Origin of the sequence: Salinispora pacifica CNR114 (assembly GCF_000514775.1) — a bacterium.
Taxonomy (GTDB): Bacteria; Actinomycetota; Actinomycetes; order Mycobacteriales; family Micromonosporaceae; genus Micromonospora; species Micromonospora pacifica.
The window spans coordinates 12454-28131 of the sequence record NZ_AZWO01000016.1 but is presented as its reverse complement, the minus strand read 5'-3'; the positions used below and the strand labels follow the sequence as shown (position 1 = coordinate 28131).

The 15678-nt window shown below is 69.5% G+C and carries 15 protein-coding genes and 1 pseudogene; 9 read left to right on the top strand and 7 right to left on the bottom strand.

Annotated features, from left to right (window positions below):
- Nucleotides 1-4: 4 nt before the first annotated feature.
- Nucleotides 5-1333 carry an MFS transporter gene (locus tag B118_RS0111550; RefSeq protein ID WP_028184552.1) on the bottom strand — a complete coding sequence of 443 codons (1329 nt, stop codon included), beginning with the start codon at nt 1331-1333 and terminating at the stop codon, nt 5-7.
- A gap of 361 nt (nt 1334-1694) precedes the next feature.
- Between B118_RS0111550 and B118_RS0111545 the strand changes: the two genes are divergently transcribed.
- Nucleotides 1695-2672, top strand: a complete 978-nt coding sequence (locus B118_RS0111545; protein ID WP_018811305.1) for an alpha/beta hydrolase family protein — start codon at nt 1695-1697, stop codon at nt 2670-2672.
- A gap of 10 nt (nt 2673-2682) precedes the next feature.
- Here B118_RS0111545 and B118_RS0111540 read toward each other — a convergent pair whose 3' ends face one another.
- Both B118_RS0111540 and B118_RS0111535 read right to left on the bottom strand, forming a co-directional pair.
- Entirely contained in the window at nt 2683-3384 is a 702-nt protein-coding gene (locus tag B118_RS0111540; RefSeq protein WP_028192789.1) for a 2'-5' RNA ligase family protein, read from the bottom strand.
- Nucleotides 3371-4180 (bottom strand): HAD family hydrolase, encoded by an 810-nt coding sequence (locus B118_RS0111535; RefSeq protein ID WP_028192788.1) that lies wholly within the window; start codon nt 4178-4180, stop codon nt 3371-3373. The genes B118_RS0111540 and B118_RS0111535 overlap by 14 nt, the downstream gene beginning before the upstream one ends.
- 248 nt (nt 4181-4428) lie before the next feature.
- Between B118_RS0111535 and B118_RS0111530 the strand changes: the two genes are divergently transcribed.
- The 6 genes and pseudogenes from B118_RS0111530 (at nt 4429) to B118_RS0111505 (ending at nt 9302) form a co-directional block, all read left to right on the top strand.
- Nucleotides 4429-5346, top strand: a complete 918-nt coding sequence (locus B118_RS0111530; protein ID WP_018223497.1) for an oxidoreductase — start codon at nt 4429-4431, stop codon at nt 5344-5346.
- Nucleotides 5347-5354: 8 nt separating this feature from the next.
- Nucleotides 5355-6081: pseudogene (locus B118_RS28200) on the top strand (helix-turn-helix transcriptional regulator); the annotation flags it as partial.
- Between the two features lie 329 nt (nt 6082-6410).
- Nucleotides 6411-7412, top strand: coding sequence for a 2-hydroxyacid dehydrogenase (locus tag B118_RS0111520; protein WP_018223495.1), 1002 nt, complete (start codon nt 6411-6413; stop codon nt 7410-7412).
- Nucleotides 7413-7455: 43 nt separating this feature from the next.
- Entirely contained in the window at nt 7456-8361 is a 906-nt protein-coding gene (locus B118_RS0111515; RefSeq protein WP_018223494.1) for a haloalkane dehalogenase, read from the top strand.
- Nucleotides 8362-8553: 192 nt separating this feature from the next.
- Nucleotides 8554-8985, top strand: coding sequence for a RusA family crossover junction endodeoxyribonuclease (locus B118_RS0111510; protein WP_018223493.1), 432 nt, complete (start codon nt 8554-8556; stop codon nt 8983-8985).
- A gap of 47 nt (nt 8986-9032) precedes the next feature.
- Nucleotides 9033-9302, top strand: a complete 270-nt coding sequence (locus tag B118_RS0111505) for a hypothetical protein (protein WP_018223492.1) — start codon at nt 9033-9035, stop codon at nt 9300-9302.
- A gap of 36 nt (nt 9303-9338) precedes the next feature.
- Here B118_RS0111505 and B118_RS0111500 read toward each other — a convergent pair whose 3' ends face one another.
- Entirely contained in the window at nt 9339-10040 is a 702-nt protein-coding gene (locus B118_RS0111500) for an HAD family hydrolase (RefSeq protein ID WP_026270687.1), read from the bottom strand.
- A 216-nt stretch (nt 10041-10256) separates the two neighbouring features.
- Here B118_RS0111500 and B118_RS0111495 point away from each other — a divergent pair, with 216 nt between their 5' ends.
- Together B118_RS0111495 and B118_RS0111490 are read left to right on the top strand one after the other, a co-directional pair.
- On the top strand, nt 10257-11066 hold the full coding sequence (locus B118_RS0111495; protein ID WP_018223490.1) for a metal-dependent hydrolase: 810 nt from the start codon (nt 10257-10259) through the stop codon (nt 11064-11066).
- Between the two features lie 17 nt (nt 11067-11083).
- Nucleotides 11084-11983 (top strand): amidohydrolase family protein, encoded by a 900-nt coding sequence (locus B118_RS0111490; RefSeq protein ID WP_155246513.1) that lies wholly within the window; start codon nt 11084-11086, stop codon nt 11981-11983.
- Here B118_RS0111490 and B118_RS0111485 read toward each other — a convergent pair whose 3' ends face one another.
- The 3 genes from B118_RS0111485 to B118_RS0111475 form a co-directional block, all read right to left on the bottom strand.
- Complete coding sequence (locus B118_RS0111485; protein WP_018811314.1) at nt 11984-12577, bottom strand: nucleotidyltransferase family protein; 594 nt, start codon at nt 12575-12577, stop codon at nt 11984-11986.
- A gap of 268 nt (nt 12578-12845) precedes the next feature.
- Nucleotides 12846-14603, bottom strand: coding sequence for a bifunctional 3'-5' exonuclease/DNA polymerase (locus B118_RS0111480; RefSeq protein ID WP_028192787.1), 1758 nt, complete (start codon nt 14601-14603; stop codon nt 12846-12848).
- 110 nt (nt 14604-14713) lie between these two features.
- Nucleotides 14714-15673: a carbohydrate ABC transporter permease gene (locus B118_RS0111475; RefSeq protein ID WP_018223486.1), complete on the bottom strand. Its 960-nt coding sequence runs from the start codon at nt 15671-15673 to the stop codon at nt 14714-14716.
- Nucleotides 15674-15678: the final 5 nt, after the last annotated feature.

Below are 15678 nucleotides of genomic sequence, written 5' to 3'. Positions count from 1 at the left end.
CTACTCACACCGGCTGGGGCCATCGAGTGTGGTTGACGTCGATCAGCACTCGGTGGGTGTGCACCCACGCCACTCCATTCCACTCGGCATCGGCCAGGTGCGCGCGATCGGCGCCGACGCCGTGCTGGTGCCGGAACACTTCGGGAAGGCCAGCGGGCCAGAACCGGCGGGCAGAGAGCCCCGCCACGAGCACCAAGCCCGCCAGGAGCGCCCACGCCGTGGTCAAGCCGGCGCCCGCGCCGACCCAGCCGACGAGGGGGTAGGTGAGCAGCCAGCAGAGGTGGGACAGGGAAAACTGGGCGGCGAACAACGCTGGCCGATCGGCGACCGCCGACGAGGCGCGCAGCACCCGGTTGACCGTGACGACAATCAGGCCACCGGCGAAACCGATGAGCAGCCAGACACCCATCGCCAACGGCCAGGATGGCGACGTCGACAACAGCAGCGATCCGGAGAGGGCGAGCAGAGCCGTGCCAGCCCCGATGAGCAGCACACCTCGATCCGTGCGTCGGCGCAGCAGCAGCGGCGCGCCGAGCGCCGCCGCGACACTGCCGAGACCGGAGACGGCGAGCAGAAGTGGAACCTGCGCCTCGGTGGCGTTCAGCAGGTCACGCACCACGTTGACCGTGCTGACCAGAGTGACGGCTCCGGAGCCGGCGACCACCATGTTCAACGCCAGCACCGCCCGCAACCGTGGCGCGCCCGCGAACATCCGCATCCCCACGAAAAGGCGCTCAGAGAACCGGACCCGGCTACTACGTTGCGCCCTGGGCACCGTTGCCGCGCCGACAAACAGCGCGGAGGCGAGAAATCCCACCGCGGTCCCCACAAACAGAAGATTGAACTTCAGAACGAGCAGCAACGCGGCGGCGATGACCGGACTGGCGATATTTTCCAGTGCGACGGCAAGCTGCGACGCGGAGAGCGCCTTCGTGTAGTCCCCCTCATCCGGAATGATATCCGGGAGCACGGACTGGAAGGTCGGCGTGAAAGTGGCCGACGCGGCCTGCAGCACCGCGATGAGCAGGTAGATCTGCCAGATCGCCTCGACCCACGGCAGCAGCAGGACGACGCCGAACCGGACCAGGTCTGCAGCCACCATCACCCCGCCCCGTGGCACCCGGTCCAGCACCGCTCCCACGAGCGGCGACACACACACGTACGCGACCATCTTGATCGCCAGCGCGGTGCCGAGGACCGCTCCGGCCCGCGCGCCCGCGAGGTCATAGGCGAGCAGCCCGAGCGCCACCGTAGCCAGTCCGCTGCCGATGAGTGCGATTATCTGGGCGGTGAACAGCCATCGATAGGTCCGGTTACACAGCAATTCACGCACAATAATTCGATCGCCTTTCTGAAGCTCCCCGCCGAGGAGATTACCGACCGAAGTTGAATGCGACAATGCTGCTGTTGCCAGATTGGGGCAACGAGTAATCTGCCGTAACTGCGGGTCGGCACAACTGCCGCCGCGTGGTCGTTTCGAGGAGTCGGCTCACCCCACCGTCACCGGCGGCACCCGCGACGGCGACGCCGGGCTTCGTCCGCGCCCCACCGCTGCGGGGGAGGCCCCGGCGTTGACGAAACGGAACGACGATCCGTATAGTATCGTTGCGGAACGGCGCTCCGCTTTGCTGTCCGGGGCACCAGGCCCCGCGCGGGCAGCCGAGACGGGCTATCCAACGAGAGGACCAGACGAGATGAGTGAGCCGACGCAGCCTGCCTACACCTTCGGTGTCAACCCCACCCCCGTCCTGTCCGTCAGTCCAGTGGTGCTGCCAGCTCCCGGCCGAGCCGTGGATCTACAGGTGCGCGTCTCCGCGCCCACCACCGGAGGCGAGCTACCGATCCTCCTCCTGTCACACGGGCACGGCCCCTCACACCACCTGTCCTCACTCAACGGCTACGCCCCGCTCGCGAACTACTGGGCGGCCCACGGCTTCGTCGTCATCCAGCCCACCCACCTCAACTCAAGAACGCTGAGCCTGGACCCAGGTGCTCCCGAGGCCCCCCTGTACTGGCGGTCGCGGGGTGAGGACATGAAACGGATCCTCGACCAGCTCGACCAGATCGAGGCCGCCATCGGGCAGCTATCCGGGCGCCTGGACCGGGACCGCGTCGCCGTGGCCGGGCACTCGATGGGCGGACACACCGCGAGCCTGCTGCTGGGCGCACGGCTGACCGACCCGCACGACGGAACGGAGGTGGACCTCTCCGAGCCCCGGATCAAGGCGGGTGTGCTGCTCGCCGCGCCCGGCCGGGGAGGCGACGCCCTCACCGACTTCACGCGCGACAACTACTCCTTCTTCGCCACCACCGACTTCTCCACGATGACGACACCCGCGCTCGTGGTCGCCGGCGACCACGACACCTCCGCCCACCTGACGGTCCTGGGCCCGCAATGGCACACCGACCCCTACTTCCTCGCCCCCGGCCCCAAGTCCCTGCTCACTCTCTTCGGTGCGGAGCATGGGCTCGGAGGCGTCGCCGGATACGACGTGGCCGAGACCACGGACGAGAGCCCCGCGCGGGTCGCCGCCGTCCAGCGGCTCACCGGGGCCTACCTCCGCTCGACCCTCTACCCCGGGGTACCGGCCTGGCAGGAGGCACAGGACGAACTGACCGGCGGGCCCAACCCGGTCGGCCGCGTCGAGTCCAAGTCCACGCTCGCACGGTAGCCGGGGCGCGCTATCCCCGCGCCGCCAGCGGAACGGCCGCGATCAGCCGCCAGAGGTAGGTGTGGTCGTAACGCCGCAGCTCGACCAGGCTGACGGTCTCGACCTGGACCACCACCGGCGGAATCGACCGCACGGTCGCCACCTGCTCGATCACCGGTTTCGCGACGGTGGGTCGACGGTTGTAGGCGATGCTGACGTGTGGATCGAAGGTCGTGGGGTGGTCAGGTACGGCCCCGGCTCCTCGCACGTGCGCGGTCGCGGCGACCACGGCGTGCCGGAGAAGGTGAAACGGCCGGTGCGGGCCCACGCTCAGAAAGACCGAGTTCGCCGATCCGGTGAGGGGGCCGACCGTCGCGGCGAAAGGCCGGATGGACGCACACCGCCCGGTGGCCGCGGCGGCCACCGCGAGCGCCTGTGCGCTGGCGATCTCGTCGGTGAAGGAGACCCGTTGCACGGTCAGGTGCAGACTCTCGACGGGAACCAGATCCAGGGTTTCCAGGTGCCCCAGCCGGGCCTGACAGCGCTCGACGAGCCGCTGGACCGCCGGGCGCCCGTCAAACCGAACAATCCAGTGGTAGGAGCGGCGGCCCGCCTCCCAGCCGGGCCGCTCCCAGTGGTTGACGAGCCGGTCCAGCTGTCGGTAACGGTGCCAATCCGACCGGATGTACCCGTACTCGTCGGGGCGGTCCGCGGCGCCGTCAACCCGTCTCATCGGTGGGCCTCCCCGGCCGGTCGCGCCGCGCCCCGAGCACCGCACCGACCACGGCGCTGGTGTCTCGGAGGTCGGGAAGAACCGCGTTGGCTCCGCTGGCGGTCAGTGCGTCGACACCGTACGCGCCGGTGGCCACCCCCACCGCGAACACGCCGCTGGACCGACCAGCCCTGATGTCCCGTGGGGTGTCCCCGATCAGCACCGTAGGGGCCGGCGGGAATGGGATCCCGTACTTCGCCGTGGCCTTCCTTCGCGCGACCGGCACCAGGTCGGCACGCACCTCGGTGTCCGAGCCGTACGCGCCCACCTCGTAGTCGAGGGCACCGGCCAACCCGAATACGGAGACCTTGACCTGGGCGTTGTGCCGCGTGTTTCCCGTCAGCACGGACTGGACCACGTCGCCCCGCCCGGCCAACGCCGCGATGGCCGCCGGTGCCCCCATCTGGACGTGTCCACGTTCCGCCAACCGCGACATGAGCGATCCGAACACTCTGTTCAGTTCCTCAACCGCCTGTGCCATCACGTCCGGTGTGGCGTCGATGCCGTGCTGTCGCAGCACCAGCCGCAGGACCGCGGGATCGGTCCTGCCCGCGGGAACAATCGGGTGCTCCGGGGGCCGGCCGGTCAACCGGGTGAAGGTCAACGCGTACGCCTCCTTGCTCACCCCACCGTTGTCGATCAGGGTGCCGTCGATGTCCCAGAGCACCAGCAGCGGTCCGGCGGCACCGGGCGCAGACTCCCGTCCGGTGTGGTCACCGTGCTCGCCGGATGGAGTTCGCTCGCCCTTGGCAATCACGTGATTCGTTTTAGCACCGGTCCTACCGGGTACGGACCGATTAGCCGTATCTGCGGCTGGCCCGGCGGCGAGGTCACCGCGACACCCGAGTGGTACGGGGCAGACCCCAGGCTGATACCGGGGTACGACGGCGGCAAGCGACACGAGCCCTGTCGTCAGGTGATACGAGATTGGCGTATTCCGCCAGTGCCGTGGCGCCGTTCGTGGATCAGACTTGCTGACACGGACGACCAAAGGGGGGAGGTTCGGTGGAATATACTCGCGAATCTGTTCCGGACCTGACCGGCAGCACGGCGGTGGTCACCGGCGCGAACGGGGGCCTGGGGTTGGAGACCGCGAAGGTGTTCGCCAGCCGGGGTGCGCATGTGGTGATGGCGGTGCGTAATCAGGACAAAGCGACAAAGGCGGTGGCGAAGATCCGGGCGGAGACCCCGACCGCCTCCCTGGAACTGGTCGAGCTCGATCTCGGCTCACAGGCATCGGTGAGACAGGCCGCCGAGCACATCCTGGCCCGGCACGACCAGATCGACATCCTGGTCAACAACGCCGGGCTGATGGCGCTGCCAGAGCGCCGGACCACCGACGGGTACGAGATGCAGTTCGGAGTCAACCACCTCGGGCACTGGACGTTGACGGCGTTGCTGATGCCGGCAATCCTGGCCGCTCCCGCCGCCCGGGTCGTGACCGTGACGTCAACAGCCCACCACTTCGGGCGCTCGGTCGATCCGAACAATCCACACCTGAACGGCACCTACGGCCCGTGGCGCGCCTACGGCCAGTCCAAGCTCGCCAACTACCACTTCGCCATCGGCTTGCAACAGGAGTTCGACCGGGCCGGAGCGAAGGCCCAGAGCCTCCTCGCGCACCCAGGCCTGACCAGCAGCGACCTACAGGTCCACACGGTCGAACAGGGTGGTGGTGGTTGGCTGGGCGCCCTCTTCGCCTGGATGGCCCGGCGCACCGGCATGGGGGTCGTCAACGGCGCGATGCCCCAGATCCGCGCCGCCACCGACCCGGACACCAGGGGTGGCCAGTTCTACGGCCCGCGGTTCGTCAACAGCGGCCGCGCCGTCCGGCTGCCGGTCCTACGCCCCGGGGCCGGTGCCGCCATCCGCACGCTGTGGCAGGTCTCTGAGCGAGAGACGGGCGTTGCACTCACGGTGTGAGCCCCCGAGCCGCTGCCCGCATCGCCAGGTACAAGGCGCTCATCGGACCGCTACGACTCACCATCACCACCACCGGTGCGGGGCTCGAGGTGGAACTGCACTGGCCGCCACACCACCGGCCCCGGAAGTCCTGACAACGACCGAGCTCGTCTGGTGGGTCGCTCTGGCCCGACTGGCCACCCGGACAAGGGTGGTGCCGATCGCCGTCACCAGCGCCCAGCCACCGTCCGCCGCCGCCGCACTCGCCGACTACCTCGGAATCCGCGTACGGCAGACCGAGCGTTTCACCGTGACCTTCAGCGCCCGGGACTCGGCCCGACCGTTCCTCACCGCGAACGAGCCGATGTGGGAGTTCTTCGAGCCGGAGCTCCGCAGACGACTCGCCCACCTGGAGCGCGGCTCCACCGTACGTCAACGGGTACAGGCCGCCCTGCTCGAACTGTTGCCCAGCGGCCGAGGCACCGTCGACGGCGTGGCCCGCAAACTGATGATGGGTACCCGCACCCTGCAACGTCAGTTGAAAAGCGAAGGCACCACCTTCCAGACCGTACTCAACGACACCAGGCGAGCGATCGCCCACCGCTATCTCAGCGAAGGGCACCTCTCGGTAGCCGAGATCGCGTTCCTCCTCGGCTACGGCGAACCCAGCTCGTTCTACCGTGCGTTCCACGCCTGGACCGGACGTACCCACTCGACGCCCGAGCAGAACTCGGGACGCGGTGGCACCGGCCGTAGAGCGGGGCGTTGTCCAGTTTCCACCTGGGTGCACCTCGGCCGACGAGCTACCGTCCTCGCCGCCGCACCGTCGGCAGGGCTCCGGGCGATCCCGGGTACCACCACGCCCGGGCCGTACCGGTGACCCCACCGCCGAGCAGCAGCCCAGACCGGCACCGAGCGAGCCCACACCGAAAGTCACCAACCCGGCGACGAAGACGCACGCGGAGGCTGCGATCAGCGTCAACCCACGGCGGGGCCGGGCGGTGTCAGCCGCCGTAGATCCCAGTCGACAACCCGCCCTTCGCGGGCAAACACACAGGCCGTAGGGTTTCACCGGGAGGTTCCTGATGCGCGTGTCGGTGTTCAGCACAAAGCCGTACGACCGGGAGTTCCTGTCGGCAGCCAACCCAGCAGACGGCCACGACCTGGAATTCCTCGAGCCCCGACTGACCCCGCAGACCGCCAAGCTCGCCAGCGGCGCAGCGGCGGTCTGCGCGTTCGTCAACGACGACCTCGGCACCGAGGTGCTGGAGCGGCTGGCCGCGGACGGCGTCCGCCTGATCGCGCTCCGCTCCGCCGGCTTCAACCACGTGGATCTGGCCACCGCCCGCCGGCTCGGCCTCACCGTGGTCCGGGTGCCGGAGTACTCCCCGTACGCCGTGGCCGAGCACACGGTTGCCCTGATCCTCGCCCTCAATCGCAAGGTCTACCGGGCCTACAACCGGGTCCGGGAGCACAACTTCGCGCTCACCGGGCTACTCGGCTTCGACCTGCACGGTCGGACGGTCGGCGTCGTCGGCACCGGGAAGATCGGCTTCTGTGTGGCCCGCATCCTGTCCGGGTTCGGCTGCCGGGTCATCGCCAGTGACCCGTACCCGGACGACGCGGTGGCCGCGGCCGGGATCGAGTACGTGCCGCTGCCCCGCCTGCTGAGCGACTCGGACGTCATCACCCTGCACTGCCCGCTGACCCCGGACACCGAGCACCTGATCAATCCCGAACGGATCGCCCAGATGCGCCGGGGGGTAATGCTGATCAATACCAGCCGTGGGGCGCTGGTGGACACCCGGGCGGTGATCGACGGGCTCAAGAACGGCCAGATCGGCTATCTCGGTCTCGACGTGTACGAGGAGGAGACCGACCTGTTCTTCGAGGACCTCTCCGACCGGGTCCTCGATGACGACGACTTCTCCCGGCTCAACACCTTCCCCAACGTGTTGATCACCGGTCACCAGGCCTTCTTTACCGAGGACGCGATGCGCAACATCGCCGCCACCACGATCGACAGCCTCACCACCATCGAGCGGGAAGGAGCGGACGCCGTCTCCCAGTCGGCCCGGGTCCGCTGAGCGCGCTAACCGCACACCGGCGCACTGTGCGATATTGACTGCCATGTCTGCACTGCGTACTCCGGACAGCCGGTTCACCAACCTGCCCGATTTCCCCTACGAGCCCCACCACGTCGACCTGGACGGCCTACGGATGGCCTACGTCACGGCCGGCCCGGCGGATGGCCAACCGGTGCTGCTGTTGCACGGGGAACCCAGCTGGTCATTCCTGTACCGGAAGGTCATCCCGGTGCTTGCCGACGCCGGACTGCGGGCCATCGCACCGGATCTCATCGGCTTCGGCCGGTCCGACAAGCCGGCCGAGCGCAGCGAGCACAGCTACGCCCGGCACGTCGAGTGGATCCGCAGCTTCGCCTTCGACAAGCTGGGCCTGACCGGGGTGACGCTGGTCGGGCAGGACTGGGGCGGCCTGATCGGACTCCGCCTGGTCGCCGAGCACCCGGACCGCTTCGCCCGGGTGGTGGCTGCCAACACCGGGCTGCCCACCGGTGATCAGCCGATGCCGGAGCTCTGGTGGCAGTTCCGGCGGATGGTCGAGACGGCCCCCGAGCTGACGGTGTCCCGGCTGGTGCAGTCGGGCTGCCAGAGCGAGCTGACCGAGGCGGAGCTGGCAGCGTACGACGCGCCGTTCCCGGACGAGTCCTACCTCGCCGGCGTCCGCACCATGCCCACCCTGGTGCCGACCGCACCAGACGATCCGGCCAGCACCGCCAACCGCGCCGCCTGGACCGAACTCTCCCGTTGGGAGCGCCCGTTCCTGGTGGCGTTCAGCGACCAGGATCCGATCACCGGGGGGATGGCACCGGTGCTGCGCCGCAGCGTACCGGGTGCTGCCGGACTCGACCACCCGGTGCTCAGGGGAGCCGGGCACTTCCTCCAAGAGGACGCGGGAGAGCAGCTCGGTAAGGTGATCGTGGAGTTCATTCGGTCCACCTCGACCGCATCCTAGCCGGGCAACATCTCGTCGAGTGAGCGAACAGTTACCCAGAGCGCACCAGGTGGACTAGCCTTACCTGCGCGTTCGCCAGCGACGTCGACACGCCTCGGCCAACCCTGCCCGCCCGATCGGCCGGTTTTCCGGCGAACCCACACCGCTGCGTCGCTGATTGGGCAGGATCGTCCGCAACAAGGAGGTGCCGTTGTGCAGGACACCCGCGCTGTCGCCCTGACCGTCAAGGTGAGCGGCCTGCCACCGGTCAAAACCGAAGCGTTGTCCATCTTCGCCGCCGGGCATCGGCAGGCAACGAGGGTCCGTGCCCTACTTCAAGCGGCCTGTGCGGCGGCTCAGCACACCGGCTGGACCCCGTTGTCCGGGCCGATCGAAGTAGACCTCGTGCTGCGCTGCCCGCCGGGGCACCGCACATCCGACGCCAGCACGCTACTCGGCGGGGTGTGTGCGGTGCTCCAGGACAAGAAGCGGGTGGCCAGCATCGGTCTGGCCCACCTCGGCGTCCTGGTGGACGTCGCACTCTACGACGATGACCGGCAGATCAGAACAATGACGTACCGGGAGGAGCCGGCGGAGGACTACTCGTACGAGGTGCGGGTCGCCGCCGTGCCGACCGCGGTGTAACCGACGCCAACGGGCGGGGTACCCGGTCGCCGAGGAAGGGAGCGCCGATGTCCGAGCCACACGTCACGCTGGATCCCCGGGACCCGGTACAGAAGAAGCTGCGTGGCCCGCTGGAGGAGCAGCTGACCTCGGCGCTTCAGGCCGCCACCGACCGGGTCCGGGAAAGCTACGCCGGCGAGCCGGTCGAGCAGGTCTGCCAACGGCTGCTGGACGAGACCCGCTCCGGTCTACACCCGGACATCGCGGCCGGGTTCCAGCCCGACATGGACGAGTTCTGTCGGGTGGCGGTGGCAATCGTCCGCGGCACGGACGTGTGAGCGCTCCGCCCACCAGCAGCGGCGGAGCGCTCCACATCAGAAGTGACGCAGCAGGTCGGGGAAGGCGGTGAGGTGTAGCACCGCCGCGTCGTCGTGGTCCAACGCGTCGTCCTCCAACACCCAGGTGTGCTCGTTCGGGAGGTAGACGGCGTTCATGCCAGCCGCCCGAGCCGGAAGAATGTCCGACTTCGGGGAGTTCCCGATCATCCAGGCACGCGACGGCGCGAAGTCGTGCTCATTGGCCAGCCACCGGTAGGTGGTCACGTCCTTCTCCGGCACAATGTGCGCGGCCCGGAAGTGCTGCAGCAGGTCCGAGGCGTCCAGCTTTCGCTGCTGTTCCTCCTGGTCGCCCTTGGTGAGCAGGAACAGCTCGTGCCGGCCGGCCAACTCGTCCAACGCCGCGGCCACCCCCGGCATCAGCTCCACCCGGTGCTCGACCAGGGCGACGGCCAGCTCCTCGATTCCCCGCCGCTCGGCGGCCGTGGCCGGCCGCTCCCGCAGCCGCTCGAAACACTCACCGAGACTGCGCAGAAAGACCTTGCTGCCGTAGCCGTGCACGACCGCGTTGGCCCGCTCGATGTCGTCGAGGATCATACGGATCTCGGTGCGCTCCAGGGTCGGGTGCTCCACCCAGGTCAGAAAGTCCTCGATGACCCGCTCGAAGACGATGTTGTTCTCCCAGAGCGTGTCGTCGGCATCGAAGATGAGCACCTGCCCGTGTCGGCGTGCACCTGTCATGTCACCCTCCCGTCAACAATCGGCGCCACCGTAGCCGCCCCCACCAACCCGGTCACCTCATTTCTCGCCCCAGTGCCGGGGCAGCCAGCGGCCGGATCCGAGCTCCTCCGGACCGTACCGTCCCGTTCGGAGGCGGGTGCGCTCCCGAGTGGTGCCCCCACTGCACTACAGTGACGTAGCTGCTGGGCGTCCGGGATCCGGGGAGGGTGAGCGGGCATGATGGGACCGTCGCACGCGCTGTCTGGCGCGACGGTGTGGCTGGCCGGCTCCTTGGCGCTGGACCACTTCGCCGGCTACGAGCAGTCGCCGCTCGCACTCGCCGTCGGCACCGCGGTCTGCGCGGGGGGTGCGCTCTTTCCGGACCTCGACCTCTCCGGCAAGGTCACCCGAAACCAGGGTGGCGCCACGGTCGCCCGCACCTTCGGCGTCGTCTCCCTCTTCGTCGCCGAGGTGACCGAGAAGGTGTCGCTCGGCGTCTACTATGCGACGAAGCTGAGTCGGGACCCGCGCCGCACCAACGGGCACCGCACCCTGACCCACACCATCCCCTTCACCGTGCTGGTCGGCTGGGGCACCACCGCGCTCTGCGCCGCGTACGGCAAGTGGGCCGTGATCGGCATCCTCTTCTTCATGTTCGGTCTCGCCCTGCGCGGCCTCTTCGACGATTGGGCCGAACGCGCCGGCTGGCTCGTGGTGACCCTCGCCTCGCTCGCCGCGGCGTGGTTCACCTTCGCCACCCTGCCGGGAGACCGCGGATACCCGATGATCGGGCTGGCCGTCGGCGTCGGCTGCTTCGTCCACATCCTCGGCGACATGATCACTCGGGCCGGGGTGCCGATCCTCTGGCCAATCCCGATCAAACGTCGGATGTGGCGGATGATCAGTCTGCCGGACTCGATCGCACTCCGGGCGGGCGGCAAGACCGAGGTGGTGTTCGTCCGGACCGCGCTCACCATCGTCGCGGTACTCTCCGCCATCGGGCTGGTCGCCCCGCACCTGCTCAATCGCTTCAACATCGAGGTCTGACGGCGGTGCCGGTGACCATCGACGAGGCCAACGAGGCCAACGACGCCGACGTCCCGGCGTTCTGGCAGGGGCTCGGCCTACCCGGCATCGCCGACGTACACGTGCACTTCCTCCCGCCCCGGCTGCTGCGTCGGGTGTGGGCGTACTTCGACGGGGCCGGTCCACTCCTCGGTACCACCTGGCCCATCCGCTACCGGTGGAGCGACGCGGAGCGGTTGGCGCACCTGCGCCGGATGGGCGTACGGGCGTTCACTGCCCTGGCGTACGCGCACCGCCCCGCGATGGCCGCCGACCTGAACTCCTGGACCCTCGACTTCGCCCGCGCGAACCCGGATTGTCTCCCCTCGGCCACGTTCTTCCCCGAGCCGGCGGCACCCCACTACGTCACCGAGGCGCTCACCGCCGGTGCCCGGGTGTTCAAGGTGCACGTGCAGGTCGGCGGGTTTGCCCCGACCGATCCGCTGCTCGATCCGGTGTGGGGGCTGCTCGCCGACGCCGGGGTGCCGGTGGTGGTGCACGCCGGACACGCTCCGGCCGGTACCGCACACACCGGCCCCGGCCCCTTCGCCGCCCTACTCGCCCGGCACCCGCGACTCGCCGCGGTGGTGGCGCACCTCGGCGCACCCGACTACACGGCCTTCCTCGACCTCACCGACCGGTACGAGAACGTACGGCTGGACACCACCATGGCCTTCACCCCGTTCTTCGACCAGGCCGTGCCCTTCCCCGCCGCGGAGCTGCCCCGGCTACGCGAGCTGGGCCTGGCTGGCAAGGTGCTGCACGGCAGCGACTTTCCCAACCTGCCCTACGCGTACGCCGCCCAGCTCACCGCGCTGGCCCGACTCGACCTGGGCGACGCCTGGTTGCGGCGGGTGTGCTGGACCAACGCCGCCGACCTGTTCGATCTGCCGGGCTGACTACGCGCCGACCCGCTGCGGCGGGATGGTCAACCCGTACAGGGCCATCAACTCCGGGCTGTCGACCCGGCTGCCGTCGGCGACGGTGTCACAGGAGATGTCGACAATCTGGTCCTTGTGTGCCAGCAGGTATGGACGGGCGCCGACGTCCGCGCTGGCCAGCGTGGCGATGCCGGACCAGTGCCGGCGGCCGAACAGCATCGGGTAGCCGCGCAGTCCGCCGTAGGTGGCGCAGACCAGCACGTCCGGGTACGGCAGTGCGGCGACCCGCTGGACCGCCGCCGCGGTCAGGCCCGGCATGTCCACCGGAACGACGACCACCGCTTCGATGGCATCGTCGTCGATCGCCGCGAGGCCAGCCTTGATCGAGGAGCCCACTCCGGTTCCCCAGGCCCGGTTCACCACGACGGTGGCCGGGGTAAGGTCAGCGGTTTCCTGTACCTGGTCGGCGGCGGCGCCGAGGACAACCACGATCTGCTCGCAGCCCGCCGCCGTCATCGTGTCGATCATCGTGCTCACCAGCGGCTTCTCGCCCTGGCACAGCAGCGCCTCGGGGCCACCGATCCGGCGCCCGCCACCCGCGGCGATGATCATTCCTGCGGTCCGGTTCAGCGGTGCCACCTCCGTCTTGGTAACGGACCGGGCAGGCCACCCGCCCGGTCCGGGACGCACAACGGACCCAACGAGCAGTCAGCGTTCAGGTTCCGGCCGTGAATCGGATATTCCGACCATTAGAGACAAAAGGCGAGAGTCAGGTGTGTGGCCGGGACTGACGGCGCTGCCCGGGACTGACAGCGTCCCCGGGCGCGGGCCGAACCAGCAGCTCCGGCCCGCCAGCCCGCCCACACCCCGAGGACCGATGTCAGTAGGCGTCGGCGTAGCACTCAACGGTGGAGAGATCGAGCGGGAAACGCACCGGCGTCCGCCCGAAAAGCAACGCGCTCGCCCGCTCCCCGCACCGGGTCACCGCCGCGGCCACCGCCGCGGCCCGCTCGGCGCGGCAGTGCACGATCACCTCGTCGTGCTGGAAGAAAACCAGCTCAGCGTCGCCGCCGGCCAGCCTGGCGTCGCTGCCAGCCAGCTCCCCCCGGAGCATGGCCAACAGCGTCGCGGCCCACTCGGCGGCGGTAGCCTGGATGACGAAGTTCCGGGTGAACCGGCCACGCGCCCGCGCCCGCGCCGACCGACCCCCCTCGCCCCCGGCCGGGACCGAATCCACCTCAGCAAGCTCGACCGAGCCGGGTGGGCAGGTACGGCCGAGCCAGGAGCGAACCAACTCGCCGGCCTCGCCGCTGCGGGCGGCTGTCTCCACATAGCCGAAGGCCGCCGGATAGTTACGCCGCAGCACCTCCAACGCCGGTGCCGCCGAACCGCCGGTCTGCCCGTACATGGCGCCGAGCAGGGCCACCTTGGCCCGCGCCCGGTCCCCGCCGAACGCATCGGCGGCCAGAGCGGCGTACAGGTCGCCCGCCCGGGCCGCGGCGGCGAGCCGAGTGTCGCCGGAGACCGCCGCCAGGATCCGCGGCTCGAGCTGCCCCGCGTCGGCCACCACGAACGTCCAACCCGGGTCCGCCACCACCGCCCGCCGAATCACCTTCGGGATCTGTAGCGCCCCACCACCTCGGGTCGCCCACCGGCCGGAGACCACACCGCCGGGTACGTACTCCGGGCGGAACCGACCCTCCCGCACCCAGGCGTCCTGCCAGGCCCAGCCGTGCGCCGTCCAGATCCGGTAGAGCTCCTTGTACGCCAGGACCAGCGGCGCCGCGGGGTGGTCAACGCCACGCAGCACCCAGGACCGGGTGTTCGGCACCTCCACCCCCGCCCGGGCGAACGCCCGCACCAGTTCCAGCGGCGAATCGACGTGCAGCTGCGGAACGTCGAAGGCGGCCGCGATCCGGGCGGCCAGCTCCGCCAGCCGGTGTGGCGGCCCACCCACCGGGGAGGGGGCACCGAGTAGCTCGCCGAGGAGGGCGTCGTGCACGTCCACCCGCCACGGCAGCCCCGCCGCCCCCAACTCGACGGCGATCAGCGCCCCCGCTGACTCGGCCGCCACCAACAGCCGGAATCGGCCCGGCTGCTCGGTGGCGGCGATCCGAGCGAGTTGGTCGGCGTAGACCCGGGTCAGGGCCACGATGCCAGGACCCGGCGGAGCCGGCAGCGACTCGAAGAGCGCACCCTGGCCGTAGCCCGGGGGCTCGGCCAACCGCGGCGGCGGATCGGGCGGCACCGGCGCGCCGGTCAGGCGCGCCCAGGCGGCGGCGAAGGAACGCGGCTCACCCCACCGGCCCGCGTGACCGAGGAGCAACGCCTCGGTCAGCTCGACGTCGTGGCAACGGTCAACCCGCACCCCGGCCCGCAGCAACACGGGGTAGAGCGCCGCACCGGACGCCCAAACCCAGCGAGGGCGCTCCCTTCGCTCGCGGTCGGCCACCGCGGCAGCCAGGTCGGCGACCTGCTCCGGCAGCCCGATCGGCGCTCCGGCAGCGTCGAGCGGTTGCAGCACTCCCCCGCCGACCCCGGTGCCCGCCCCCGGAGCAGCGGGGAGTCGATGGTCCGCACCCGCCACCACCGCCACCACCGCCGCCATGATCGCGATTCTGCCCGCCCGGTACGACATCGCCGGCCAGCCCGGCAACAAATCAGTCGCGAGGCTGGCCGACAACCGATCCCCCGGGCTGGTGGGCCGGATTCGCTGGGCGGGCGGCGGTTCGCCGGAATGGCGGCAGGCTACTTGCCGACGCCTGCGGTCAAGCCCGACTGCACCTGGCGTTGGAAGACGATGTACACGATCAACACCGGCAACATCGCCATGGTGACCCCGGCGAAGAGCCCGGACCAGTCGGATTTGTACCCCTGATTGACCGACAGGTCGATCAGGCCCTGGGCGATGACCTGGTTCTTCGACTCACCATCTACGGACTGCATCAGCAGCGTCGGCAGATACCACTGGTTCCACTGCCCGAGCATGTTGAAGATACCGATGCTGATCAGGCCCGGCTTCGCCATCGGCAGCATCACGCTGAAGAACAGCCGGGTGTGTGAGGCCCCGTCGATCAGACCCGCCTCGGCGATCGCGTTCGGCAGGGTCCGGAAGAAGGAGTGCATGAAGAAGACCGTGAACGCCAGCGACCACGCCACGTACACCAGGATCAGCATCAGGTGCTTGTTCGGCCCGAGCGGCGGGAAGAACACCCCGGTGTTGAAGACGCCCTTGTACAGCGGCACGGCGGCGAGGTAGATCGGCAGCGTGAGGCCGGACAGGAACATGTAGTAGATCAGTCGGTTACCGGGGAAGTCGTAACGCGCCAGCACGTACGCGGCCATCGAACCGAACAGCATGGTCAGCGTGACGCTACCCGCCAACACGAGCACAGTGTTGAGGAAGAAGTCGCCGAGTTGCCCCTCGGTCCAGGCCCGGCCGAAGTTCTCCCAGCGTAGGGTCTCCGGAAGCAGCGACAGCGGCTGCCGGATCACCTCCGCGTCGCTCTTCAGGGCCGACATGACCACCCAGATCAGCGGGTAGACGACCATGATCGCCCAGACCAGCAGGAACAGGTGGGAGAAGCCGTTGAAGATCTGCGTGCCGGGCCGCCGGCCGCCAGACCCAGAACGGCGGGCCGACGTGGTGCGGGCCGGCGGAACAAGATCCGGCCCGACGGGACCGGGGTCGTGGGTCACCGTACTCATCGTCG